The sequence below is a fragment of the Salinibacterium xinjiangense genome (assembly GCF_014645015.1).
GTDB lineage: Bacteria > Actinomycetota > Actinomycetes > Actinomycetales > Microbacteriaceae > Rhodoglobus > Rhodoglobus xinjiangensis.
In genome coordinates this window covers 205,673-228,510 of the sequence record NZ_BMLC01000005.1, presented here as the reverse complement: position 1 = coordinate 228,510, position 22,838 = coordinate 205,673, and the positions used below count along the sequence as shown (strand labels likewise).

Here is a 22,838-nt window from a genome sequence, read left to right as displayed (position 1 = left end):
TCAGGTGATTTCAGTCTCCACCAGTAAAGTGCTCACCTTCTGACTACTTTGTTTGCGACAATTAATTCATGCGCGCAGATCGCCTCGTCGCCACACTGCTGCTGATGCAGGCGCGGGGACGCGTCACAGCGAAGGAAGTAGCTGCTGAGTTTGAGACATCCGTCGCCACGGCGAGGCGTGATCTCGAAGCACTGTCAGCGGCGGGAATTCCCGTGTACCCACAGGCCGGCCGCGGCGGGGGGTGGCACCTACTCGGCGGCGCTCGCACCGACCTGAGCGGGCTCACATCGGCTGAGGCGCGTGCGCTATTCCTCCTGGTCGGGTCAGCAGCATTCGTAGACCCAGAGGCCAAGTCGGCGCTCCGCAAACTCGTGCACGCTCTTCCCGACACCTTTAGAACGGACGCCGAAGCGGCGGCAGAGGCGGTCGTGATTGACCCGGCGCGGTGGGGCCAGCCCCACCGCGCACAGCCACCACTCGTGACCGAACTCCAAGCCGCTGTCATAAAGCGCCGAAAGGTGCGTCTGAGCTACCGGGGTTGGGACCGCGACCCGGTCGAAAGGCTCTGTGACCCGTGGGGTCTGGTCGAGAAGAATGAGGTGTGGTGCTTACTCGGCGGCGTGGATGGCGCCCAGCGCACATTTCGCATCGAGCGGATCATCTGGGCTGTTGTCACGGACGAGCCCGCCGACCGCCCGAATGACTTCGACCTCGCAGAGGCATGGAATCGCGTCGTATGCGACGTGAATCAGCAGCGCGAGAGCGCATCCACGATCGTGGTCACAAATACCGAGATCGTGCCCTTCCTGCGTGAACAGTTCGGCGAGCTGGCAGTGGAGGACACCGCGATCGACGGCCACCAAGCCAGGGTGCGAATCAGTGCGCCAGCCGAAATCATGCTCGCCCGTGGCCTCGCGGGATGGGGCGAATACATTGACGTTCTCGAGCCGGCATCCGTGCGCTCGGAGCTCATGCGCCTCGGCGCCGCGCTCGTAAAGCGCAATGGGCCGTAGGCGCGGGACCCGCACTCGCAATGCCCGTTGATCGTCCGGCTTACGGGACGTTCAAGATAGGAGGTACTCCGGCGATGAAAGCGCCCCGCCGGACGACCTTGCAGGTGTTTGTTGTGAGACTGGTTTGCGAATTTAGGCCTGGCCGACCGCGGCGGCTGCTCCCAACCCTGCGCGTTTAGCAGGGCCAGCTACTGAGCTGGTGAACTGATGGTTATCGTGTCGCTGGTGCGGGCATCGGCGAGGCAGTCAGCCAGACGCAGAGCGTCGGTTTCGGTTGACCCCGGTACGAGCCGCAAGCCATAGGCGGACGACGGCAGGTCCGTGCTCAGGGCTGCAGTTTCCACGCTTGGGTCGTCGTGACATTCACCGAGCGAATCGACCCTCGGATCTGCGACGCTGACACCCCAAGCGTCACTCTCGCCGACGACACGGTCATACCCACCAGCGAAGGACCCGGAGCATCCAGGGAGCAGCAGAATCAGCGGCAGAAAAGCGAGTGGAAATCGTCGCATGGCACTTCCTAGTTATCCCGATCCTATGTCCCCGAGATTCGATCCATCGCTTTCGACATTCTGTCGGGCGGGGTTTCCAAGCACACCTCGCAGTCTCTCGGGGAGCGACTCCTCGAGCGCGCCCGCGAATCACATACCGACGAAGACACAACAAAGGAACCCGCATGAACATCATCACTCTGACCGACACAACGCTTGTTGTTGAGCCACAGGGACTGGACAAACTCTGGTCCTTCACGCGCAAACTCGAAATCCCGTTGAACCACGTCCGCGGTGCAACATTCGACCCCGGCGCAAATCAGGAACCCAAAGGACTCCGCGCCCCAGGACTGGCGATACCGGGGAAATGGGCCGGAACATTCAACAAGGACGGCGACAAGTCGTTCTGGAATGTCAGCGCTCCAAGCGAAACAGTCGTGATTGAACTCATCAGTGAGCACTACGCGCGACTGGTCCTTACCGTGGGGTCCTCGTCTCAGTCTGGGGGGGGGTCGTTGTCGTCCGCAGCGGCAACGGCAACGGCGCTGGTCGCGATGGCCGCGATCAGCCGTAACGCCGCGGACGGTAACGGTCCAGCGACATCGCTGGAGATGGGATCAATTAGCCTCTATCCGTCCGGACCGAAATGTTCTCCGTTATGTCCTTATAGCCGGGGGGCGGTAGGGCGGCATCCGAGTGAACGTGATACGCATCCGCGCCGGCCCTGCGCATATCAACCCAACTGCCGCCACTGCAGGCCGCCGTCACGCCAGCATCCCCGGGTCCATAAACGAGAAGGCAGATTCCCCCTACACGATCACTCTCTCTGGCCAGGTAAAGGCGGTCGCCCTCGTACTCGGTGGCGAAGCGAAAAGAGTCGACGTCGACGCTAGAAAGTTCCTGATCGGCAAGCTCGGGGGGAGGCGCGTCCGCTAGTTCCGGCTCCCGGTCGAAGATCGCGTAGTGGTCATAGTTTTCAGGGAAGGTACACCCGCCGAGCAAAACCAAAATCGCGATCGATGCCCCGGCCACCAGGACTGCTGAAGCGGGTTGGCGCGGGAATAGACCACGGCCCGCCTGGACGACCATTATCCTGTTCGACTTGTTGCGCACTACGCTCATGCAGCCTCCGAACGGAGCAGCCGGGGGCGCTCCCGTCCAAAGACATATTGGCGGGAAAGGTCGAGCGTGGCAAGGAGTCCCTTCCGCCGGAGAATACGAAAGCGTGCGCCGAAGCCACGCTGAGCCTGGACGCCCGAGTATTTTCTCAACATCCCGAACGCAGCCGCGTCCGATGCCCGCAAGCCGGACCCTTCTCGACACTCAGACTTCGAGTGACGGGCGATGGTCGGAGCGACATCGGCCTTTATACGTCTTGGTGCTGGTAGAGCACCCATAGGCTTACGTCCATGATCGACCGTCGATTGCGAGAGCCGTGGCTGGCGCCCTCTGACTATCCCGAGCAGCGACGCGGTGAGAACTTCGACGAAGCGTGGCACTACACAGATGAGGCGGGATTGCGCGGCATTCTCGCGAGCAAAAGTCTCTGGGCCTCGTCACATCGAGCGCTCAACGACACGTCCGAAATCAGTTTTGGCGTATCGGCTGTTCGAGCGGCGTGGGAGCAGTCCGTACCTCGCCTTGTCAAAGGTATTCCTGTCGACCTCATCAGTTCTTGGCTCGATGAAGTCGAGAGCTTGGCGAACACTCTCGAATTCTTCTTTGTGTCCGCCACCATTCATGGTGACAGCCTTGAACACTGGAAGTTCTACGCCAGCGGCGACAAGCCAGGGCTAGCGATCGGATTCGCTCCAGATGCGGAGTTCCGCATACTTGCCCCTCCCGGTAGCCCTCAACTCTTCCAGCCCGACTACATCCCCACGCTCTATTGGCGACAAATCCAGTACGGGAACTTCGACCTCGACTGGACTGAGCGCGTCGACAACAAGATTTGGGAGACTATCTCCTTCGCGCTCGGCTGGTATTCGAACCTGGCCGCGGGAAGAGTCTCTGACGAAAAGCGAATGCAGAACGCCCTCGCGTACGTCTACCTTGCGACGGTCGCAGCTATCAAGCATGTCGCGTTCGCTCACGAAAACGAGATTCGCATAATCGCGGTCGAGCCACCTTTCCCTAACCTCGCGCAGACCGGCAATGGCAAGTACGGAGCGAAACGCTTCATGCCACTCGTGGCGGCCAGCGAAGAGTTGGTCAACTACAGTTCTTTCGAACGTCGCAAGTTGCCCATCACCTCAGTCCGGGTCGGGCCTGGAGAAGGCGCGATTGAACGAGAGCGAACTGCGCGCACGCTACTCAACGACGCTGGACTTGAATCAGTCCCAGTGCTGAGATCGTCAATTCCCTTCCGGTGAGCCGACGGTGTGCGGACAGGTTTTCCGCCCTCGCGAAAGGGCGCTCGAGACCACTTCTCGACCCGATCGGGGGCCCGTAAGCGGAAAACTTTAACCACGAGGTCAAGGGTGACGACAGCACACTAGGGTCATGCAAATTCGCGATCTGACTTCGGCAAATATCGGGGCAGCGACGTCACTGTGGGTCAGAGCGCGGTTGACCCGCCCGTGGAATCCGCCGGAACTTGACCTGCAGCGTGCACTCGACGGCGTCACATCGACCGTACTGGGAGGGTTCGACAATGACCGATTGATCGGGACCGTGATGGTCGGCCACGACGGACACCGCGGCTGGGTGTATTACCTGGCCGTTGAGGAAAACCGGCGCGGGACCGGCCTGGGAGCACAACTGATGTCGGCCGCGGAAAACTGGCTGCGCGAACACGGCGCCGTGAAAGTTCACCTCATGGTCCGCTCGACCAATGAAGCAGTACTCGGTTTCTATGAACACCTCGGCTACGAAGACGCCAACGTTCAGGTGCGGTCGAAGCGACTGACCTGATTCGTGAAGTCCCGATTTTGACGTGCCCATGTCCCGTAGGGGCAACGGTTATCGGGGCAGTTCATCAGCCAGGTCGAAGTTTATTTGAATACGCCGACCGCACCCAAGCCCCCGCTGTTGCTCTGCCGCTAACAGATCTCGAAGAAAATCAGGATCGGGACCGTGTTCGGTATAATCACAGCTCAAGTTGAAGGGGGCGTTCCATGGAACGTCCGCGAACATTCGCAAGGTGACCCGTTTGCATCCGCGCAGTCGCGATTCGCTCTTGACTGCTTCGACAAGAGCGCGCCAATGCCCGCGGTGCGCCGCCGACGGCCTGACCGACAGTTGCTCGAGATGACTGCTGCCAAGCATTTTGAGGACGTGGGCAAACCCGATCGGGTCCGATCCCAGGTTGTCATTGGCCACGAGGATGAAGCCACTCCGCTGCGGTGGCTGCGCATCAGAAGGAGCAGGCCGCGAGCCGACTGTCGAGAACACGGTCGCGAACAGCGCGTCAGCTTCATTCTCGATCGCTTCAAGAAGTTCCAGATCATCGGCCGTCGCCTGTCGAACAATAGTTCTCCACATGACTCCGAAGGTAACTTGACGAACAGCGCTCGCAAGCCGGGGCAGCGATGCCATGCAGGTTACTGCTCCATGGTTTTTCTTTCGACCAGGTGAAGCTACCAGCCCAGGGTGGCATCCTCGGTTGGTCTCCACCCGCTCCTCCTTCTCGATCTCGCCACAGAGTGTCACCAGGCTCTCGGTTGCCTTGGGTGCAAAGGTCTCGTCGGGAACCGCCGGGATGACCGCACAGGCGACGCGAACAAGCAACTCTTATGCCGGACTTTGCCGCCGCCCGGGCCGCGGAATCGGAGGGTCATATTGCTCGGCGCTTGCCCTGCCCAACTGTCTGATGAGTCTTCACGACACTCATCGAGCGCGCCGCGCCGGGCCGCTTCCCTGGACGTGCTGAAGCGGCGCCCGAAATCCTCCTATGCTGCGTGCCCAGGTGAGACTAAGGTCACAACATGAGACCACAAACCCGATTCCTGTCTAGCGCCTTTGCCGTTGTCCTCACCGTTTCGGCAGTGGTCGCTGCCGGTGTGCTTCCGGCCTCTGCCGCGCCCACTGCCCCGGTCAACAAATACGTTGCCCTGGGCGACTCCTACGCGGCGGGGCAGGGCGGCGGTGGCTACACGGGCAGCTGCCTGCAAAGCCCGAACGGCTACCCGGCGCTGCTGGATGCGGTCAAGGGGACCAACCTACTGCGCAACGTCAGCTGCAGCTCGGCCACGACCATCGACGTCATCTCCACCCAGTTGTCGGCACTGAACCGGGGGACCACGCTGGTCACCCTGACCGTGGGGGGCAACGACCTCAACGTCGCCGGGGTCGCGGCGGCGTGCGCCACGGCGGACGTGGCGACCTGCGGGGCGGCCATCTCCTCAGCCGGGGCATTGCTCTACTCCGGTGAGTTGCAAGCCCGTCTGGCCGCGACGTACGCGAAGGTCGCGGTCGCGGCCCCGAACGCCCGCGTGGTCGTGACCGGCTACCCGATTCTCTTCGCTCCCTCTGCCAACCCGCTGATCAACCAAGTCAACAGCGCCACGGTGTCGCTGAACCAGACCATCCAAGGTGTCGTAGCCCAGGCCCAGGCAGCTCGTCCGAACGCGAGCATCGGCTACGTCGATGTTTCCGCGGCCTTCGTAGGTCACGCAATCGGCGATGCCGATTCCTGGGTCAATTTCGCTGGTCCGGATGCATTCCATCCGACCCCCGCCGGCTATCAGGCGTACGCGGCGGCCATCCGGGCGGTCTTGTAGCGCCGCAGCCGAGGCCCGCACCCGACCCGTCCGGCGCCGCCATGGCCGGCGCGGTGAGGCTCGAATCTGGAAGGGCCCCGAGTGATCGGGGCCCTCGCCGGTTCTGCGGTGTTCTGCGCGCCAGTCGATCATGTTGAAGAACTCGCACCCGCCGTACTTTAAGCCCGGGAGCAGGAGTCTACTGAGTGCATCGCCTGCGGGCGCTCGACGACTCCGACGTCCGGCGGTCCCAGCTGTCGGACGGCGGCAGACGACTCGTCCTGATCAGACCGAGCTGGATCGGCATGGGGGCCGCGGCCACGGTACGAACGCGCGGGAACGGCGTTTCGCTTCTCGGATGGGACCCGATTCCGCTGCCTAACGGCAACGGGACAGCCGCGGTGTCAGGAGCGGATCCGCTTTCGCTACGGACCTTTTGCGAAGCCGATCGATTTTACCCAATCCGTGCAAGCCCGCAGCTTTCGTGGCACAGGTCGCCGCGTGCGGAGTGTGGTCGAACTTGTGCGCCATCGCGCAGGCCTGACCGGCCGCACGCGCAGCCGCGACGGCGGCCGGGGCGTCGGCTTCGCTCGCGTCACGTGCAGCCGCGTGAGCTGCGAACGCCGCGGTGCCACGTGCTGTCATGGGAATCTCCCCGAGTTCCAACGCGCACAGTGCTGCAATCGCTGCGCGCGGCCGACCGTCGTCAGCTCGTAGTTCTTCGAAGGTCGGTAGTGCGGGCTCGGCGCCGCTCGCGGCCCAGAGCGCGATCGCGTGATGGATCAGCAGCTCAGGGCTTGCCGACTTCGCTTTCCGTCCTTCGCTCACTCCCCGATCATCTCAGCAAACACGCACGCAAAGATCGACCAGTGGCCGGTTGCATCGGAAAGGCGGACGCGTAGGTGATTGAAAGTCCCGTAAACGAACGGCAGACTCGGTCGGTCGGAGGCGACCAGCCTAGGGAACTTGACTATGCCCCTCGTCTGGTCGAGAGTCTGCAGTTCACGCCTGTCGTGATGGCTCGTGGAGCGGACGGCACGCGAGAACGGATGCCGCAGCGACAAGGACCGCGGCTATCGCGCCCATGGCGAGGAATGATGCGTTCACCCCTACGAGTTCGATCACGATTCCGGCCAGAGCGCTTCCGGCAGCCGCACCTATGTTGTGGCTGGTGTTGACCCATGTTGTCGACTCGGTCTTGCGGTGATCTACGCCGTAATCATTAGCAGCGAAATAGGCCACGATCGTCACGGGTGAGAAGAAGGCACCGGCGGCCACGACTGTGATGGTCATCCCTACGATGTTGCCGGTCAGGCCGACCGCAGAGGAGAGCACGACCAGAATCGTCGCAAGTCCAATGACTTGAAAGCGGGCACGCCCCGGTATTCGCGCCGCGCCGAAGATCAGCCCGCCCACGGCGCTGCCTCCGGCGAACAGACCGAGCACAATCCCGGCCGCCGCTGCACCGTCGGCGCCTGGGAATACAGCTGGAATCGCAATCGTCAAGTTGCCCGACACCAGCACGGCCACCAAAGTTGGCACAAGGAGACTGATGTAATGCGCGTTCCCAAGAAGTGTGCATGGCCGCTGGGCGGAGGATCCCGGAATCGATGGCCCGGCGTGCTGACGGCGCGGTGACTGTTTGATAGCCGGACTAGACACGAAGAGCCCGGTGCCGAGAACCACGAGCACCGCAGCAACGAGCAAAGCGAGGCCCGGCTCGATTATCACGAGCGCAAGCCCGCCGCGACCGGGCCCACAAGGTACAGCAGCTCTTCCACAACTGCATCGAAACTGAGTGCCTTTCGCAACAACGCCGGCTCTTTCGCCAGCCCAGACCACGCCACGCGCATTGCTGGCCCCAAAGGCGGAGCCACAGACCCGGCGAGTGCTGCAAAGATCACCATCGTGACGCCCGACCACGCCACGGAAGCACCGATCGCAAGCGCGAGGGGCATTCCACCGAAGGCCACTGCGAGAAGTAACAGAACCGGTCTGCGCCCGAGCCTATCGATCAGGCGCGCCCGAAAAGGCGCGAGAAATGAAGCCGTGGCACCATACGCAGCTATAGCGATCCCCGCGGTGGCGACGGAGCCACTTGTCGCTTGGACGGTGAAGAGAAGAGGAAGGATCACGAGCGCATAGGCCGATCGTCCGATGAGCGCACTCAGGAAGGTAAAAGGAACATGAGGCAATTTGAGCACGTCGATGGAACGTGCATTCCGTAAGGAAGGCATGGGAAAGCTCCAAGCAGAAAAGGCGCAGGAGGGCGCAATGAAAGATAGGTCAAGCCGCCGGCAAGAGGCGCCACCGATCAATCACGAGCTGAGAACATGACCGGAGCCTATCGGGACCGATGCCAGGACCTCGACGCTCGCAAAGCCGTTCGACCCTCGAGGTAGGACGAATAGGTTTCCGCATTTCGGTTCATTGCTCACCACCCCAACTCCGTCACGCGAAATCAAATGGCAACTCTCGGCGTTCCGCTAAGCGGACCTTCACCGGGACGGGTGCAGATGATTCCAGAAATTCCCGACTTGGAAAAGAGGTCCTGAAGCGCGAATTCCCGTAAGACCCGCCCGAGAAATTGTCTGGTGAGGGCGGGCTATGCGGGGCACGATTAGGACGCCCGAAGTTAGTCGCCTGCGAGGTTGAGCGCTCGAGAGCGGCGATAGAACGTCGCCCGTGACATTCCAAGATCGCGGGCGACTGCGGACGCGGTTTCCCCCGCGTCAACCAGACGCTGGGCATTGCGAACCTGGCTATCGGTGACCAGGCGTGGCCGCCCGCCAAGATCCTTGCCTGCCTGACGCCGCTTCGTGATTGAGTCGACCACGCGTTCGCGCTTGATGTCGTGCTCCATCTGTCCGAGGGCGGCCATGATCGTGAACAGCATTGACCCCATCGGGGTCGAGGTGTCCACATCGCCGCCACCTAGGTTCAGCACGCGCAGGCCCGCGCCACGTGTGCGGAGCTCTCCGGCGAAAGCGAGCATGTTCTGTGTCGATCGCCCCAGCCGATCCAGAGTGGTGATGACCAGAGTGTCGCCGTCTTGGAGGGCGTTCAGGGCGCGGTCGAACTGGGGTCGTGATGCTCGAGCGCCGGAGACTCCCTGGTCGACGTACAGGTCGTCGCGCCGAACACCGGACGCGAGAATATCGACCTCTTGCCTGTCGGTCGACTGCTGGCGAGTGGAGACCCGCGCGTAGCCAATCAGCTTCGACACTTCAGCCCCGAGCGTCTCGCATATCTATCGGTGTAGACCATAGATCAAGCATGAGGTTATGCGACGTAGTTATGAGAATCGACGCGCCGAAACATCGCCCGCATTCTCAGCGTTCTCGGCCACCGGGAACCCGGCGCGAGACGGGTAAGTGAGACGCCTCATATCCCTAGGGATACGAGACCGGTCGTTTGACGCTTCCGAGAACGTCACCTGTTCGATACCCTGCTCTACGGGGGTCCAAGTGCACATTCAAACCGTTCACATCCGCAATTTTCGGTGCCTTGAAGACGTAAAGATCAGATTCGATGACGTCACGAGTTTCATCGGTCCGAATGGAGCTGGCAAGTCAACCGTTCTGCGGAGTTTGGATTGGTTCTTTAACGGTGAAAAGGGGTCAGCTCTCACAAGCGAGGACGTCTTCGCTGGCGCAGATCTGAACGTCTCAATATCGGTGACAGTGACCTTCGACCGTTTGACCGACAGCGACCGCAGCGCCCTGGGCGACAAATATGCCCCAGCAGGCGCACCGACTTTCAGCGCTACCCGGACGTGGACCGCCGGCGAGGATAAAACATCGGGCGTCGGAGGTGTTTTTCCTGCCTTCGAGGCGATTCGCACGATCTCGGGTAAACCCGATCGTCGAAAGGCGTATACGGAACTGGCCGAAAGCCAACCGGAGTTGCTATTGCCGGCCTGCAGAACCGGCGACGAGGTCGATGTAGCCATGCTCGAGTGGGAGACCAACCATCCTTCCGACCTCACCGCTTCGAATTTGGCTTCGACGCACTTCTTTGGTTTCAACGGAAAGAATGTTCTTTCAGGAATTTTCGACTTTGTCTTCGTCTCGGCAGATCTTCGCGCGGGTGAACAAAGCATCGAAGGTCGAAAGACGGTTCTAGGCCGCATCTTGGAACGCACGCTCCAGCGGGAGGCTCTCGACGGCGCATACGAAGCCCTGGCAGAAGAGTTCGGGAATCGTCAAAAAACAATCAACGCAGATCACCTCGACGAGCAATTGCTCGACCTCGGAAAAGCGCTTAGTGCAGAGGTGGCTGCCTTCACCGCCGGAAAATCAGTCAGACTGACCGGTCTAACGCCCGAGCTCAAGCCGACATCTCCGGCCATCCGGTTGGCGATTGTCGACGCGCTCTCCGAAACGAGCATCGAGCGTCAGGGCCACGGATTCCAACGAGCATTGCTTATTGGTGCCCTGAAGCTACTCGCGGAACGGCGCGAAGGCGACAGTGCTGGGAATGTCATCACCCTCGCAATCGAGGAACCTGAACTCTTCCAGCATCCGACGCAGGCGCGAGTCTTCGCAAGTGTCCTCCGCAACCTGGCCTCCGATGCTCGGGCGGGAATCCAGGTCGCCTACGCGACACACAGCCCACATTTCGTGAATGCGTCCCACTTCGATCAGGTGAGACGCGTCACGCGGCTATCGAGTCCGGAATCTTTAGGGCAGGTTGTTGTGAAGCAGGCGTCGCTTGAGCAGGTCAAGGCCGATTTGGCAACGTACGTGTCAACAGACGCGCTGATGGCCCGCTGGGACCAAGTGTGCACAGCGAATCTCGCCGAGGCCTTGTTCAGCGACGCAGTCGTCTTAGTAGAGGGCACGACGGATAAGGCAGTACTGGAGGGGGCGGCGAGACGTGTTGGTCCCGAACCGCTCGAAAATTCGGGGATTGCTGTCGCGGATGCCGGCTCGAAATCGACGCTCCTTATACCGCACGCGATTCTTAATCGACTAGGCATACCGTCCATTGTTGTGTTCGACAATGATTCAGGCAGCGGCGCACGCGCCGCTGCAAAGTACTTCGAGCCACCGAAGAGCCCAGCAGAGCTGGATAAAATTGAAGCAGACGAGAAAGACCAGCAAGCAGCGAGCAACGGGAAGCTTCTCGCCTACTTCAAACAGTCAGCCCAAGAATTTCCTTGTGGAGTGCTTACAAAGAACCTGTTCGCCGTCGACGACAATCTCGAAGAGGTGCTGAAGGCCGAGTGGCCAGACTGGGAAATATCTCGAGTTCGAATTGTCGCGAGCGGAAGAGGAGCTCCCAAGAAAAACGCCGCGACTTACAAACTGGCTTCATCTGAAAGCGCAGAAACGCCAGGACCGTCTATCGAGGCGATCATCAAGCTGGCGCGCGACCTTGTCTTAGGGTGAAAGCATTCCCGGGACGCACGAAGTTTGAAGCCAACCCTGCGGGCCACTCGATGACATCGAGTGTCTCGGAACCGATGGGTGCCGAAACGCATGGGTTGCGAAACATCATCATGAGGTGCTCGACCTCAAGCGTATGACGCCCCGTCATCGGGCTTAATGTCGGGACAGTCCAACGGGCACCGTCGTAACCCGCCACGGTCAGAACCGCCAGCTTCCGGGGATTGCCCGCAGACCGTCCCGCTTACGAACGCTGGATTGCCGACCTGGCGAACGACGCCGGCGGCTTGCCGGGTCGGGTGGTCCGGTCGCCAAATCAGGTGAAACTTTGGTCAAGGCTCGTGACACCTCACAATCCCGGTCGACTCGCGACCATCATCTGCGGCCAGGCAACCGGCACCGCTACTTTGCTGCGCGTGCCGTGGTCTCGACGGCGGCGACCGCTGCCTCGACGCCAGAGCTCCACGGAGCGCCATGGCCCGGCAGCACCCACCTTGCGCCTGTGGCAACGATGGCTCGTAGGGACCTGATCGCCTGATCCGGTTCGTCGGTGAACGGTGCGGGCTGAGGTCCCTTCTTGCCGGTGAGCACGTGGCGAGTCGTGAGGCCGTCGCCTACGAACACGGCGTCGGCAGCGGGGACGTAGATGGCGATGCTGCCCTCGGAATGGCCAGGTAGTCCGATGATCTGGGGTGCGCCGGGAAGATCGAGCGTCTCGCCGTCGTGAACTTCGACGACCTCGGTCAGCCAGGCTGTGCGCATCCCGCCCTTTCGGAGCGCGTAGGCCATGAAGCCCAGCAGAGGACCCAGTCTCATCGGCTGCTTTGCGTTCGCAGGCTTCGGGCCGCCCTTCGCCCGCCCGGCATCGCGTGCGTGCACGTAGACGGGCACTTTGTGATCGCGCCGCAGCCGTTCGGCGAATCCCACGTGGTCGGAATCGCCGTGGGTCAGGATCACACCTTTGACGTCGTCGAGCGTGCGCCCCATCGACGTGAGTTCGGCGAGCAGTTCGCGCCAATGCCCGGAAAGCCCTGCGTCGATGACGGTCACTCCCTCGGGAGTGACGACGAGGTAGGCGGCGACGATGTCGCTGCCAATGCGGTGGAGAGAGGCGTTGAGTTCCATGATGGCTATCATACGTAGCCATGATAGCTATTGGCAATAGCTATACTGGGGTTATGCCAACTCCGGATAGGACCTCTCTCGACGCGATCGTGCTGGCCGCGTGCGACCTCCTTGAAAAAGAGGGGCTGGCCGGTCTGACCATGCAGGCCGTCGCCAATCGCGTCGGGGTTCAAGCGCCTTCTCTCTACAAGCGGCTGCAGAGTCGGAACGAGCTGATCCAGCTGGTGGCGGAAGCGAGTCTGACCGAGCTCGCCGGCCGCTTGAATTCCGCACCGAGCCCCTTGCAGCTCGCGAACAGGTTCCGTGCGTTCGGTCATGAGCGGCCCGCCGCATTTCAGCTGGTCATGACGCCGGGAGCGGGGATTCCGGTTGCCCGGCCTGAGTTCGGGGCCGCCGCGAGTGAGGCCATTCTCCGCCTCGCTGGAACGCTGGCCGGCGCGGATCATGCGCTCGAGGCAGCCCGCACGCTGACCGCTTGGGCCGCCGGCTTCGTCAGCATGGAGTTGAACGGCAGCTTCAAGCTCGGCGGCGACGTCGAGCGCGCGTGGGAATTCGGCGTGGCGAGGATTGTCGAGGCGATCGCAGCCACTCCATCCAGCTAGTCGCCTTCTGGCTCGACGGTGACCATCCGAGCTATTTGGCGACGTGACCTTTCGCGATCATGCTCTGCGCTGTCACAAGAATGGCGCCTCTCAGGATCATGCCGACCCCTTTCATCGGCATCGAGCCGCCAGTGGAGACGATAATTCGCTGCGCAGCGGCGTTTGGGTCCGTCATCGCGCGAACATCCGCTCGCGTGACCCATCCCATTCCCGCATGACGTTCCCCGTCCGGGTCGCCAGTGATCGTCGAGGTCGGCAGAGAAGAGCTGCGCAGACAAGTGCGGAAATTTGTGCAGACGAGTACCGAAGATGACACCGGCGGCAACCACCGGGCGACTGATGTTGAACATGCTCGGAACCCTGGCTGGGAACGAGCGAGAGTTGATCGTGGAACGGGTCTACGGTGGTATTGCCGCATCCCGAAAGTCCGGCACTGTCTTCGGCCGCCCGGTGTCGGATCCGAAGGTGACCGCCGAGAAGCTTCGGCTTGTGGGGGAAGCCCGGGGTCAGGGTGAGACCGCCGCCGAGGCTACCGGACTAGTCGGGTGGAGTAGAGCCCCTCTCTACCTCTACCAGGTAGAACAAGTCTCGACGGGAATGGGACTAGATGACCGTTGATCCGCGGGGACACGGACCCGCTCGCCGCGATTTCCCGGCATGCCCACCCACGACTCAAGCGAGAATGGCGCTGTTAGAGGGCCAAGTACCATTGGCCCAAATCGCGGCTTGGATCTTCATCTCGCGCGATTGCCCGTCAAGGAAATGCAGCGCACAGAGTCGCACCCCCGTCTCGCCTAATGGGAAAAGCATCGGGCCGGAGCGTCCATCCGCCTCCAAAAATTGCTGGGAGAAGTACAGCCGCTCCATTTCGTGCACGATCAGATCGAGGGTGAAACTTGGCCGCTTGCCGTACCGCTGATCGTTGTTCAAAAGTCGTAGAGCGCCGCAGGATTCAGGAACTGATGGCCCCAAAGCAGACTGCAATCATCGACTGAAAGTCGTGCGGCGTCTGCGGCGTCCTCCCACCCGTCACTGATCGCTGCGATCACTTTCTCGATGATGTGCCGGCCTTGCCGCTGGGTTAAGTCGTAGATGTGGGCACTGGTGAGAAGTACAGCAAAGTTGCTGATCTTGGTACCCTCGCGGTTGTAAGCCATCGCTTGCGTTGCGGTTTCGCCGGAGCGAGGCCCGGGCGTGAGGTCGTACGCAGGCGTGAGAGTGAGATGGCGGCCATCCCAGAACGCCGTGTGGTTGCGAGCGTGGTCATCGGAATTAGAGATCGCAATCGAGTAAGCGATCCGGCGGAACAGTTCCTGGCCGACCGCTGCTGGATCTGCACCGCGCTGGCGCAGCATATCCAGCAGCATCGGGTAGGTGACGTAGCGGGCGTACATCTCATCCTCGCCAGCGATCGTAAGGCCGGAGACAGTGTGGTGCCTTACACCTCCGGGTCCGCGATCGAAACGGCGCACCAGCAGAACTTCCTGCCCATTCGAGACGGCGATCTCGGTGTCGGCGACGTCAAGGCCGGCCGCGCGAGCCAGACGCATCGCGACAGTCTCCGCACCGACAACGGAGAACGAGGCGTCCGAGGGGGAGGGGAGCTTTGCGATCCAGTGCTCGTCGCCTCTGTCAAACAGAACCTTCGGACGGGCGCCGCCAATCGTTGTGCCGTGCACCAGCGCCGTTCCCAGCGAGTCGCTCAGGGGTCGCTTTTGCTGCAAAAGCGACGCCGCATGCGTCAGCTCGTCCAACGGCGCCGCGGTGCGACGGGGGATGTACTCCGTCTTGGACGCCTGGAAGTCGAGCGCACCAAACCGGTTCGAGCCCGACGCCAGCAGGTAGCCCAGTTCCGAGATCGCACTGTAATCGACACCACGCGTCGTCTCGATCACGTGACGACCCCAGAAGTCGGGAGAGCCATCACGCAGGGCCCCTGGCAGGGCGAGGCCCTCGAGACGCTCAATCCCGCTGTGCTGGAGAGAAACTTCTGGCTCATACAGGCTGATGGCGTCGCTGCAACGCAGGTATGAATCCGCGTAGGAGAAAACGAACCGGCCGCCGCGCTGTTGAACCTCGCCTACGACGACAGGCCCGGTCTCTCCGCGAAGCCACGTCCAGACGTACACGTTGTCGGGGCGCAGGTCAGAGGCTGTCATGGAACCGTCGGGTTCAACCGGAACACCTCGCCACCCAGCGTTTCGTCCGAATCACGAGCCGCCGCTTTCCCACAGCCTTGACCTAGATGACAGACGGTCCACATTCCTCACCTGAGTTCATTTTCGGCCGGTCTTCCGTTGCTCAACTCATACTGGTGCGTCAGCCCTCGGCTTGTCGACCAGGCTCCCAAGATGTCGTCCATACCGGGAAATGAGCGGGCGCCTGCCGCCTGTATGGTCACAGGTTGATGGGGAGGCGCGGTGATTCCACTGATGAAAGCTTGCTAGATCGGACTGATCGGCGACCGGCACGGTGATACGGGCCACTTACTCGCAGCCTCCGAAGCGATGATCGCGGGCGGTGTAGCCGTGCTAGTTGCGCTGGGCGACTTCGGTTTCGTATGGCCCTAGCGAAATCGGGACAGAAATCTCAACAAACTCAGTCGCTGCCTGCAAGATCGGGGCCAGACTCTGTACTGGGTCGACGGCAATCATGAGGACTTCCGCACCCTATACGCGAAGTTTGCCCTGACCGACGATGGACAGCGCCCCATCCGGGACAACATCATTCACCTTCCCCGCGGATACAGAACCACACTCGCGTCGGGCAAGACGATGGCCGTCCTAGACGAAGCCAACCCCATCGACCGCAACTGGCGCGTTGAAGGACACCGTTGGTGGCCCGAGGAATCAATTACTGAAGCCGAGCTTCGAACCCTCGGCAGTGAACATGCCGATCTTCTCGTCGGTCACGACGCCCCTCTGCACCTACCAAGTTTGGACAGTCACCTTCGCAGCACCGCGACACTGGGGGACCACAGAATGCGGGCGTTCGCCGAAGCCGGCCGCCGAATGTTTCACCGCGGATTCCTGCAGGTACAACCGGCTCTGTACGTTGGAGGCCACTACAACCGCTTCATGGACCAAACCATCGAATACGACCAATCTGGCCAAACCTTTCGGTGTCGGGTGGTGCTTCTTGCAGCAAACGACCTGAGCGATGACGAGGACGCGCTCCTCGTTAGTCGGCGCGCGGACGTCATCCTTCACCGTGTGCTTGCAGCGGCGCACAACCCCCGTGGGAAGAACACCTAGCTCGTCGAGCCACCCAATGACATGCTCGCGTTCGCCGGCCCACCAATGCCCGCCTGGGCAGTAATTGCGCTTCTAGGCGCCAGAGATCGGAAGAGGGCTTGAGCCGATCGCAACCCGTGGGTAACGCTGAACCTGACAGCTCGATTTCGATCGATGATCGCCCAAAAGCGCTAGACGTACATAATCTCGACTTCTCAGTGCGACCGCTGGTGAGAGACGACGAACTGTGCGACGGCGAACGCGACAGCGATTGCCGTCAAGATGCTTGCGATCGAGGACGCTATGTCCCGTCCGTTCACGCGATGCACCTATCCGACCCATTGGATCAATAATCGCAACCGATAGATAGACCGCCAGTCAGCGAATGCCGCGCATGACATTTTCGGACGCGCAAACGCGTCGTCCGGAAGGGCGGCATCATGGCAAAGACCGAAAGCTCAAGCGGGGCACGCGACGAGCGACCTGTAAAGAACTGGGTGGGACGCTATGGCGAACTCGTTCGCTTCGTTGCAAAACACGATGGGATGCCTCGCGAGCAGCCTGGCGGCGGCACAGAGAACCGAGCCGAGTCCCTTCTCGGCGGCTGGACTCGTTATCAGCGCCGCCGCTTCGCCGGCGGAAACCTGCCGAGTTGGCAACATGCACTTCTCGAGCAGATCGACGGCTTCTCGTTTGATCCCCACGCCGAGCTGTGGAACGAGCAGTATGAACTACTGGCCAGGTTTCAAGCTGCACACGGGAGGGTGCCGAGCTACCGATCACAGGATCAAAGCGAGCGGGCCCTTGGCGCCTGGGTCCATAAACAAAGGCACATCTACAAACGCAGCCAGCTCCCCGCCGGACGCGTGTCGGCATTGAGGAAACTGCTGATCAAGATCGTTTAGGCACGCCGCTTCTGTGGTAACTGTCTTCCAGAACGGGAAGAGCGACCGAGCGACAATGTCTACTCTCAAGTAAATGCGGGATCATCGTCGCGGCGTGTGGAGCCAGAGCGCCGCACATGGGATTAGATCAGCCCGTCGTGCTGGCGACCTGGTCCTCGTCCTCCGGCTTCGCTGCGACCGCCTCCATGACGCGCCCTGCCATTTCCGCAAAGTCCGGGATCACGCTCGCCCAATACATGAGATCCGTGAGGCCCATCATTGCCTCGCCGACACTCAGTCTGTAAAAGCGATCAGCGGTGAGGCCGGACGGCAGTTCAGTAACGTTGCAATAGCCCCGCAGGTTCATGCCCCGATCCACCAGCCACTCTCGAATCCTATTCATCAAGGCATGCTGGAACTCAGCCGCTCCCTGCTGCGGCGAGTCAATAGTGCCCACTGTAAGGCGCGAGCTGGTCTGCCCGAATTTCTTCGGAATGTTGGTAAACGAGCGCGGTTCGATGACCGCACCACCCGGTTTTGGAAGCCTACCCATGGGAACAGTTTATCTACTTCTCACCGAATAAACGCTATAAAAAGCTTTGAGCGGTTCGTTATTCGTTTATGCACCATATTTTGGTGCAATCTCCGCCGTGGGACCGTGAGCTGACAGAGGTGCCCGCACACACATTCCGGCATGACATCACTCGCTTCCGTTTCAGACACCCTCAAATTCAACGAACGTTCCTCTTCCGAGCGCACGATTGCTTCTGGCAAAAGCAAGACACCCTCCGTTACGTACGACAAGACGATGCGCACACTCGTGTTCGCGGAGGCTTTCGAGCACCCGACAGTAGCGGCGGCGCGGGCTTGGCTGCGTCCAGGCGGCACGATGAATAAGAAAGCCAGCGCGGCGATTCAAGCGCTTCGCACGCAGCTCGCGGACGACGTGGCCGAACAGATTCGCAGATACGAACCAGACGGACTCCCGTCCGCGAACGCCGCGCACATCCGCGACTTCGTCCGAGACGCGATGACCTTGACGCTTCCGCAGACCGCGTACTCCGTCGAGGCGCTCATCAGCCCTGTCACGTACTTCGTGCATTGGGCAGTCTTCGTCGTCGGGGCTGAACTCGACGCCGACATCATCTTCGACCGTGAGCTGATCGAAACGTACGTCCGAAAGGAACTGCCGTCTGACATCGCCCCGGGCACCCGACGCAACTACCGGGCTTGGATCACCCGCGTTGCCGAAGCGGTGGCGCCCGACAAGAACCCCCGTCGTCCAATGCCACTCAATGAGCGACCGATGGAGCAGCCTTACACGAGTGCAGACTTGGTAGCCCTCGACCGTTGGGCCAGCGGTCAATCGACGAAATACACCCGCTCGAACGCCGCAGTTTTGATAGCGCTGGGCGCAGGCGTCGGGTTGACTTCTATCGAGATTGCACAGCTGAAGAGTGAGCAGGTCCGGATTCACGAGTCCGGGCTGGTTGAGATCGACGTCATCGTCGAGGGCGAATCGAAGCGACGAGTCATTGTCTCTTCACAGTTCGAGAAGGTCATCGCCAAGGCAGTGAAAAAACTCGCGTCTGAAGAATTCGTTTTCCTGCCCCTCCGGTCGAGGACGAACAACGCCGTCATCAGCGGTTTCGTTGGGCGCACCTCTCGTTCTGCCGGGACACCGACAGTGACCGTCCGTCGCCTTCGCAACACGTGGTTCGTAACCCAGATGGCCAACCGGGTCGACGTACTCACACTCATGGAGGCCGCTGGGCTCCAATCGTTGGAGTCCATTTCACGCCTCGCTCAATACGTCCCGCGACCGGCCGCGGACGACCGCGACGCACAGCTGCGAGGCGTTCTGTGAGCCGCCCAACAAACCTCAGTAAGTACGAAGAGGCTGACCAGTGGATGTGCCATAGCTTCGGCGCAGGCATGCGCGATTATCTCGATTCGACAATGGCTGACCCCATCGGCGTTGCCGTCGTCGAAGTAGACCGTCTGATCAAGAAATCTGGCGTGCGCAATTCCCTCCGTGACTGGCAGGCGCAGGACGCCAAGTCCGCGGCCGGCCGACCCGCGATCTTCACCCCGGCAGCAGCGCTCGGACTTATCCTCCTCCAACTGCGGCTCGGAAAGTCACCACTAATCACGCATATGACCCAGACCGTTCTCGGGCTGAATGCGACTCACCGCAAGGTACTCGGGCTAACCTACGACGAAATCGATGAGCGCCTGTACGACCGAATCTGGACCGCCATTATGCGACTCATCCGCCTCGTTGACGAGTTCCCAGGGCGGCGAGACAAGATCCTCACCCAAGCCGAATTCATCGCAGTCAAAAAGGCTCGCGACGCCGCCGACACTCAGATGAGACGCGAGAGGATGTTCATCCTTGCCAACACTCTTATCGAGGCATCGCGCCAAATGATGCGGCAAGATCTGCTCGATCGATACGAAGGCAACGTCGCTATCGATGCAACGTGTGTTCCCATTGCGGGAAAACTGGGAAACCCTTCGTCGAAAGTTCTTGTAGGAGATCGGCGGAGTATCAACTACGACGCCGGCTATTACCGAGGCACCGGCAGTCATGACGCCGTGACGCACTCCGACGCCACCGTCCTGAAGAAGACCGAGCCCGGTGTCAAGCACCACGCCAAGTCGCGCGCGAAACTCGTCTGGGGCACGGAGCTTGAAATCAGCCGCACCACAGCCAACCTGCACGAAAAGGAAGACCTCTTCCCGATGATCACTACCGCCGTGAGCTTTCACGTTCCGGGCGCAATCAAGGGCGAAGGACTCCGACTAGTGCAATCGATCAAGGCCCGAGGGCATCGGATCAACCTGGTTATCGTCGACCGCGCCTACAACTACGGGATCTATAACGAATTTGCAGTACCGGTCAGAAGACTCGGTGGCAAACTCGTCGTCACCTATCAGGACCAACATCTTGGCGCTCAAGCGTATGACGCACGCGGATTCGTCCAAATCTCCGGAACCTGGCACCTGGACACCATCCCGCAGGTACTTCGAGACGCCGACAAGGTCATCTTGGGCGCCCGTAACAAGTTCAAGAAGTCCAAAGCGAAAGACTCCCGCAGCGTCCGTTCGGACATCAAAGCCGCAGAGGATCTCTACGCCAAGCAAGTTGCCAAGCGCAGGAACTACATGCTCAAGGCGAAGGGCCAAATGGACGAGAATTTGACTCGTCGATACCTCCTGCCGACGACCACCGCCGAATACGCGATGTGGAAGAGACGACCCGGCACGCACCAAGGAGACACCGTCATGATGAAACATCCCGAGGTCGTCGACCCTGCCGACACTAACCCCAGCGGACTAAAGCACGAACAGTACTTCCCCTTCGGAGATAAAGACTGGTCCGCAGCTATGGGTTTGCGCAACGGCGTCGAGTCCGTCAACCGCAATATCAAACGCGCCCAATACGAGGACCTCGCCAACCCTGACCATCGCGCCGTCCGAGGAAACACGTACACCTACCTTGTCGGCGCACTCTCAACCGTCGTTGAAAACCTGCGCCAAATCCTGAGCTTCTACAAACGACAGCTGGCCACGAAATCGCTGACCCCAAAGAACGACTCGATTCCCGCGGTCTTCTGGCAGAGCGACCTGTTCCCCAACGGGAGCGACACAGGTCAGCAGCCTCCGGGGTAGTCAGCCCGCGGTAGTCATCCCGCACATTTGACATCATCTCCCGCACGAACACGTCGATACGGCGCGCCTGAAAACCTCAGGCGCGCCGTTTTTTCATTTCCGGGGAGTTTTCGGTCCCGTCGAGCGGCCACACCGAACAGAAAAACCCCATGAAAAAAGGCCGGACAACTCGTAAAAAGTTGTCCGGCCGAATTTTCCGAAGACAGACCCGGTAATTACCCGAATCTCCCAACGTGCGCGAAGGGGGACTTGAACCCCCACGCCCTATACGGGCACTAGCACCTCAAGCTAGCGCGTCTGCCATTTCCGCCATCCGCGCGCAGTGGTGAATCCTTCGCAGGACCACCGAAGTATGAGAATAGCACCCTTCTGCGACCCTCGACGTACACACCTAAGGTGGAGGCATGGCCGAGAACACCGAGCTCGAATCAACTGCCCGTATCGCCCGCGACCTGATCAGGTTCGACACGTCGAACTACGGCGAAGGGAAATCGAACGGCGAGACCGAGGCCGCCGAATATCTCGGCGCCATCCTCGAAGACATGGGCCTGACCACCGAGTATGTGGATGCCGCCCCCGGCCGCACGAGCGTCATCGCAAGAGTCCCCGGCGCCGACGGTGACAAGCCGGCCCTGGTCGTTCATGGTCATATCGATGTCGTGCCGGCGGACCCGGCCAACTGGACCGTCGACCCATTCGCCGGTGAGATCCGCGACGGGCTGCTGTGGGGCCGTGGAGCCGTCGATATGAAAGACATGGACGCGATGATCATCACCGCGCTCCAGGACGTCCTCGGCTCGGGACGCCAGCCCGCGCGCGACCTCATCATCGCGTTCTTCTCTGACGAGGAGAACGGGGGAGTGTTCGGCTCCCATCACATCGTCGACACGCGACCTGACCTGTTCGCCGGAGCCACGGAGGCGATCAGTGAGGTCGGCGGCTACTCCGTGCACATCAACGGCCAGCGTGCCTACCTGCTGCAGACCGGCGAGAAGGCCCTGGTGTGGATCAAGCTGGTCGCGCGCGGCACCGCCGCACACGGCAGCCGCATCATCCATGACAATGCCGTCACGAAGCTCGCCAGGGCGGTCGCGACGATCGGACAGCAGGAGTGGCCGGTCGAGCTGACCGCGACCACACGGCAGCTGGTGGCAGAGCTCGCGCGACTCATGAACGTCGATCCCGAGACCACGGGTCCCGATGAAGTGGTGCTGAGCACCGGATCCGCCGCCGGATTCATTCACGCGACGCTGCACACCACCACCAACCCGACGCTGCTGAAGGCCGGGTATAAGCACAATGTGATTCCGGATGTCGCGGAAGCCCTCATCGACATCCGAACCCTGCCTGGCGAGGAAGATGCGGTGCTCGCTCGGGTGCGCGAACTGGTCGGCGACGACATCGACATCGTGGTCATGCACCGCGATGTCGGCCTCGAGAACAGCTTCGACGGTGCACTCGTGGATGCGATGGTCGGCACGCTCAAGGCGCACGATCCTGGCGCGGAGGTGCTGCCGTACCTGCTTTCGGGCGGCACCGACAACAAGGCGCTGTCGAAGCTGGGCATCAAGGGATACGGTTTCGCACCGCTGCAACTGCCGCCCGGTCTCGACTTTCCGGGCATGTTTCACGGCGTTGACGAGAGGGTTCCGTTGGACGCACTAGTCTTTGGCAGGCAGGTACTGGGGGACCTGCTCTCGAACTACTAAAGCTGGCCCGAACCGA

23 protein-coding genes and 1 tRNA gene are annotated in these 22,838 nt (G+C 61.1%); 13 read left to right on the top strand and 11 right to left on the bottom strand.

Annotation, left to right across the window (positions count from 1 at the left end; translation table 11 throughout):
• Positions 1 to 68 precede the first annotated feature (68 nt).
• The 4 genes from IEW81_RS14320 to IEW81_RS14305 all read left to right on the top strand — a co-directional run bounded on the left by IEW81_RS14320 (position 69) and on the right by IEW81_RS14305 (position 4,417).
• Positions 69 to 1,013: a helix-turn-helix transcriptional regulator gene (locus IEW81_RS14320; RefSeq protein ID WP_188732735.1), complete on the top strand. Its 945-nt coding sequence runs from the start codon at positions 69 to 71 to the stop codon at positions 1,011 to 1,013.
• A 1,187-nt stretch (positions 1,014 to 2,200) separates the two neighbouring features.
• A complete protein-coding gene (locus IEW81_RS14600; protein ID WP_229671424.1) occupies positions 2,201 to 2,440 on the top strand; it encodes a hypothetical protein in 240 nt (79 codons plus the stop codon).
• Between the two features lie 473 nt (positions 2,441 to 2,913).
• Positions 2,914 to 3,876, top strand: coding sequence for a hypothetical protein (locus IEW81_RS14310; protein WP_097060971.1), 963 nt, complete (start codon positions 2,914 to 2,916; stop codon positions 3,874 to 3,876).
• Positions 3,877 to 4,006: 130 nt separating this feature from the next.
• Positions 4,007 to 4,417: a GNAT family acetyltransferase gene (locus IEW81_RS14305; RefSeq protein WP_097060972.1), complete on the top strand. Its 411-nt coding sequence runs from the start codon at positions 4,007 to 4,009 to the stop codon at positions 4,415 to 4,417.
• 48 nt (positions 4,418 to 4,465) lie between these two features.
• Here IEW81_RS14305 and IEW81_RS14300 read toward each other — a convergent pair whose 3' ends face one another.
• A complete protein-coding gene (locus IEW81_RS14300) occupies positions 4,466 to 5,233 on the bottom strand; it encodes a GNAT family N-acetyltransferase (protein WP_143544677.1) in 768 nt (255 codons plus the stop codon).
• Between the two features lie 197 nt (positions 5,234 to 5,430).
• Here IEW81_RS14300 and IEW81_RS14295 point away from each other — a divergent pair, with 197 nt between their 5' ends.
• Positions 5,431 to 6,225: an SGNH/GDSL hydrolase family protein gene (locus IEW81_RS14295; protein WP_097060974.1), complete on the top strand. Its 795-nt coding sequence runs from the start codon at positions 5,431 to 5,433 to the stop codon at positions 6,223 to 6,225.
• 357 nt (positions 6,226 to 6,582) lie between these two features.
• Here IEW81_RS14295 and IEW81_RS14290 read toward each other — a convergent pair whose 3' ends face one another.
• The 4 genes from IEW81_RS14290 to IEW81_RS14275 all read right to left on the bottom strand — a co-directional run bounded on the left by IEW81_RS14290 (position 6,583) and on the right by IEW81_RS14275 (position 9,430).
• On the bottom strand, positions 6,583 to 7,032 hold the full coding sequence (locus IEW81_RS14290; RefSeq protein WP_097060975.1) for a putative immunity protein: 450 nt from the start codon (positions 7,030 to 7,032) through the stop codon (positions 6,583 to 6,585).
• 174 nt (positions 7,033 to 7,206) lie between these two features.
• Complete coding sequence (locus IEW81_RS14285; protein ID WP_143544678.1) at positions 7,207 to 7,935, bottom strand: MFS transporter; 729 nt, start codon at positions 7,933 to 7,935, stop codon at positions 7,207 to 7,209.
• The gene (locus tag IEW81_RS14280) at positions 7,932 to 8,441 is read right to left on the bottom strand and encodes an MFS transporter (RefSeq protein WP_097060977.1); all 510 of its coding nucleotides are present in this window, start codon (positions 8,439 to 8,441) and stop codon (positions 7,932 to 7,934) included. Before IEW81_RS14280 ends, IEW81_RS14285 begins: the two co-directional genes overlap by 4 nt.
• A 398-nt stretch (positions 8,442 to 8,839) precedes the next feature.
• Positions 8,840 to 9,430 (bottom strand): recombinase family protein, encoded by a 591-nt coding sequence (locus tag IEW81_RS14275; RefSeq protein ID WP_097060978.1) that lies wholly within the window; start codon positions 9,428 to 9,430, stop codon positions 8,840 to 8,842.
• Positions 9,431 to 9,671: 241 nt separating this feature from the next.
• Between IEW81_RS14275 and IEW81_RS14270 the strand changes: the two genes are divergently transcribed.
• A complete protein-coding gene (locus IEW81_RS14270) occupies positions 9,672 to 11,597 on the top strand; it encodes an ATP-dependent nuclease (RefSeq protein ID WP_179691854.1) in 1,926 nt (641 codons plus the stop codon).
• A gap of 399 nt (positions 11,598 to 11,996) precedes the next feature.
• On the opposite strand, the gene IEW81_RS14265 is transcribed toward IEW81_RS14270, so the two are convergent.
• The gene (locus IEW81_RS14265; protein ID WP_097061448.1) at positions 11,997 to 12,719 is read right to left on the bottom strand and encodes an MBL fold metallo-hydrolase; all 723 of its coding nucleotides are present in this window, start codon (positions 12,717 to 12,719) and stop codon (positions 11,997 to 11,999) included.
• A gap of 53 nt (positions 12,720 to 12,772) precedes the next feature.
• On the opposite strand from IEW81_RS14265, the gene IEW81_RS14260 reads away from it, so the two are divergent.
• The gene (locus IEW81_RS14260) at positions 12,773 to 13,321 is read left to right on the top strand and encodes a TetR/AcrR family transcriptional regulator (RefSeq protein WP_097060980.1); all 549 of its coding nucleotides are present in this window, start codon (positions 12,773 to 12,775) and stop codon (positions 13,319 to 13,321) included.
• Between the two features lie 31 nt (positions 13,322 to 13,352).
• On the opposite strand, the gene IEW81_RS14255 is transcribed toward IEW81_RS14260, so the two are convergent.
• Entirely contained in the window at positions 13,353 to 13,496 is a 144-nt protein-coding gene (locus IEW81_RS14255) for a hypothetical protein (RefSeq protein WP_179691855.1), read from the bottom strand.
• Between the two features lie 134 nt (positions 13,497 to 13,630).
• Here IEW81_RS14255 and IEW81_RS14250 point away from each other — a divergent pair, with 134 nt between their 5' ends.
• Positions 13,631 to 13,939: a recombinase family protein gene (locus IEW81_RS14250; RefSeq protein WP_143544679.1), complete on the top strand. Its 309-nt coding sequence runs from the start codon at positions 13,631 to 13,633 to the stop codon at positions 13,937 to 13,939.
• 54 nt (positions 13,940 to 13,993) lie between these two features.
• On the opposite strand, the gene IEW81_RS14245 is transcribed toward IEW81_RS14250, so the two are convergent.
• Positions 13,994 to 14,251, bottom strand: a complete 258-nt coding sequence (locus tag IEW81_RS14245; protein WP_097060982.1) for a hypothetical protein — start codon at positions 14,249 to 14,251, stop codon at positions 13,994 to 13,996.
• Entirely contained in the window at positions 14,248 to 15,480 is a 1,233-nt protein-coding gene (locus IEW81_RS14240) for a type II toxin-antitoxin system HipA family toxin (RefSeq protein ID WP_097060983.1), read from the bottom strand. Before IEW81_RS14240 ends, IEW81_RS14245 begins: the two co-directional genes overlap by 4 nt.
• Positions 15,481 to 16,095: 615 nt before the next feature.
• Here IEW81_RS14240 and IEW81_RS14235 point away from each other — a divergent pair.
• Both IEW81_RS14235 and IEW81_RS14230 read left to right on the top strand, forming a co-directional pair.
• Positions 16,096 to 16,575 (top strand): hypothetical protein, encoded by a 480-nt coding sequence (locus IEW81_RS14235; protein ID WP_097060984.1) that lies wholly within the window; start codon positions 16,096 to 16,098, stop codon positions 16,573 to 16,575.
• Positions 16,576 to 16,994: 419 nt separating this feature from the next.
• Positions 16,995 to 17,459 carry a helicase associated domain-containing protein gene (locus tag IEW81_RS14230; RefSeq protein ID WP_097060985.1) on the top strand — a complete coding sequence of 155 codons (465 nt, stop codon included), beginning with the start codon at positions 16,995 to 16,997 and terminating at the stop codon, positions 17,457 to 17,459.
• Positions 17,460 to 17,586: 127 nt separating this feature from the next.
• On the opposite strand, the gene IEW81_RS14225 is transcribed toward IEW81_RS14230, so the two are convergent.
• The gene (locus IEW81_RS14225) at positions 17,587 to 17,991 is read right to left on the bottom strand and encodes a hypothetical protein (RefSeq protein WP_143544680.1); all 405 of its coding nucleotides are present in this window, start codon (positions 17,989 to 17,991) and stop codon (positions 17,587 to 17,589) included.
• Between the two features lie 141 nt (positions 17,992 to 18,132).
• Between IEW81_RS14225 and IEW81_RS14220 the strand changes: the two genes are divergently transcribed.
• A complete protein-coding gene (locus IEW81_RS14220) occupies positions 18,133 to 19,305 on the top strand; it encodes a hypothetical protein (RefSeq protein WP_097060987.1) in 1,173 nt (390 codons plus the stop codon).
• A 290-nt stretch (positions 19,306 to 19,595) separates the two neighbouring features.
• Positions 19,596 to 21,113, top strand: coding sequence for a hypothetical protein (locus IEW81_RS14215; RefSeq protein ID WP_143544681.1), 1,518 nt, complete (start codon positions 19,596 to 19,598; stop codon positions 21,111 to 21,113).
• 234 nt (positions 21,114 to 21,347) lie between these two features.
• On the opposite strand, the gene IEW81_RS14210 is transcribed toward IEW81_RS14215, so the two are convergent.
• Positions 21,348 to 21,432 (bottom strand) — tRNA-Leu (locus tag IEW81_RS14210).
• A gap of 85 nt (positions 21,433 to 21,517) precedes the next feature.
• Here IEW81_RS14210 and IEW81_RS14205 point away from each other — a divergent pair.
• Entirely contained in the window at positions 21,518 to 22,822 is a 1,305-nt protein-coding gene (locus tag IEW81_RS14205; protein ID WP_097060989.1) for a M20/M25/M40 family metallo-hydrolase, read from the top strand.
• Positions 22,823 to 22,838: the final 16 nt, after the last annotated feature.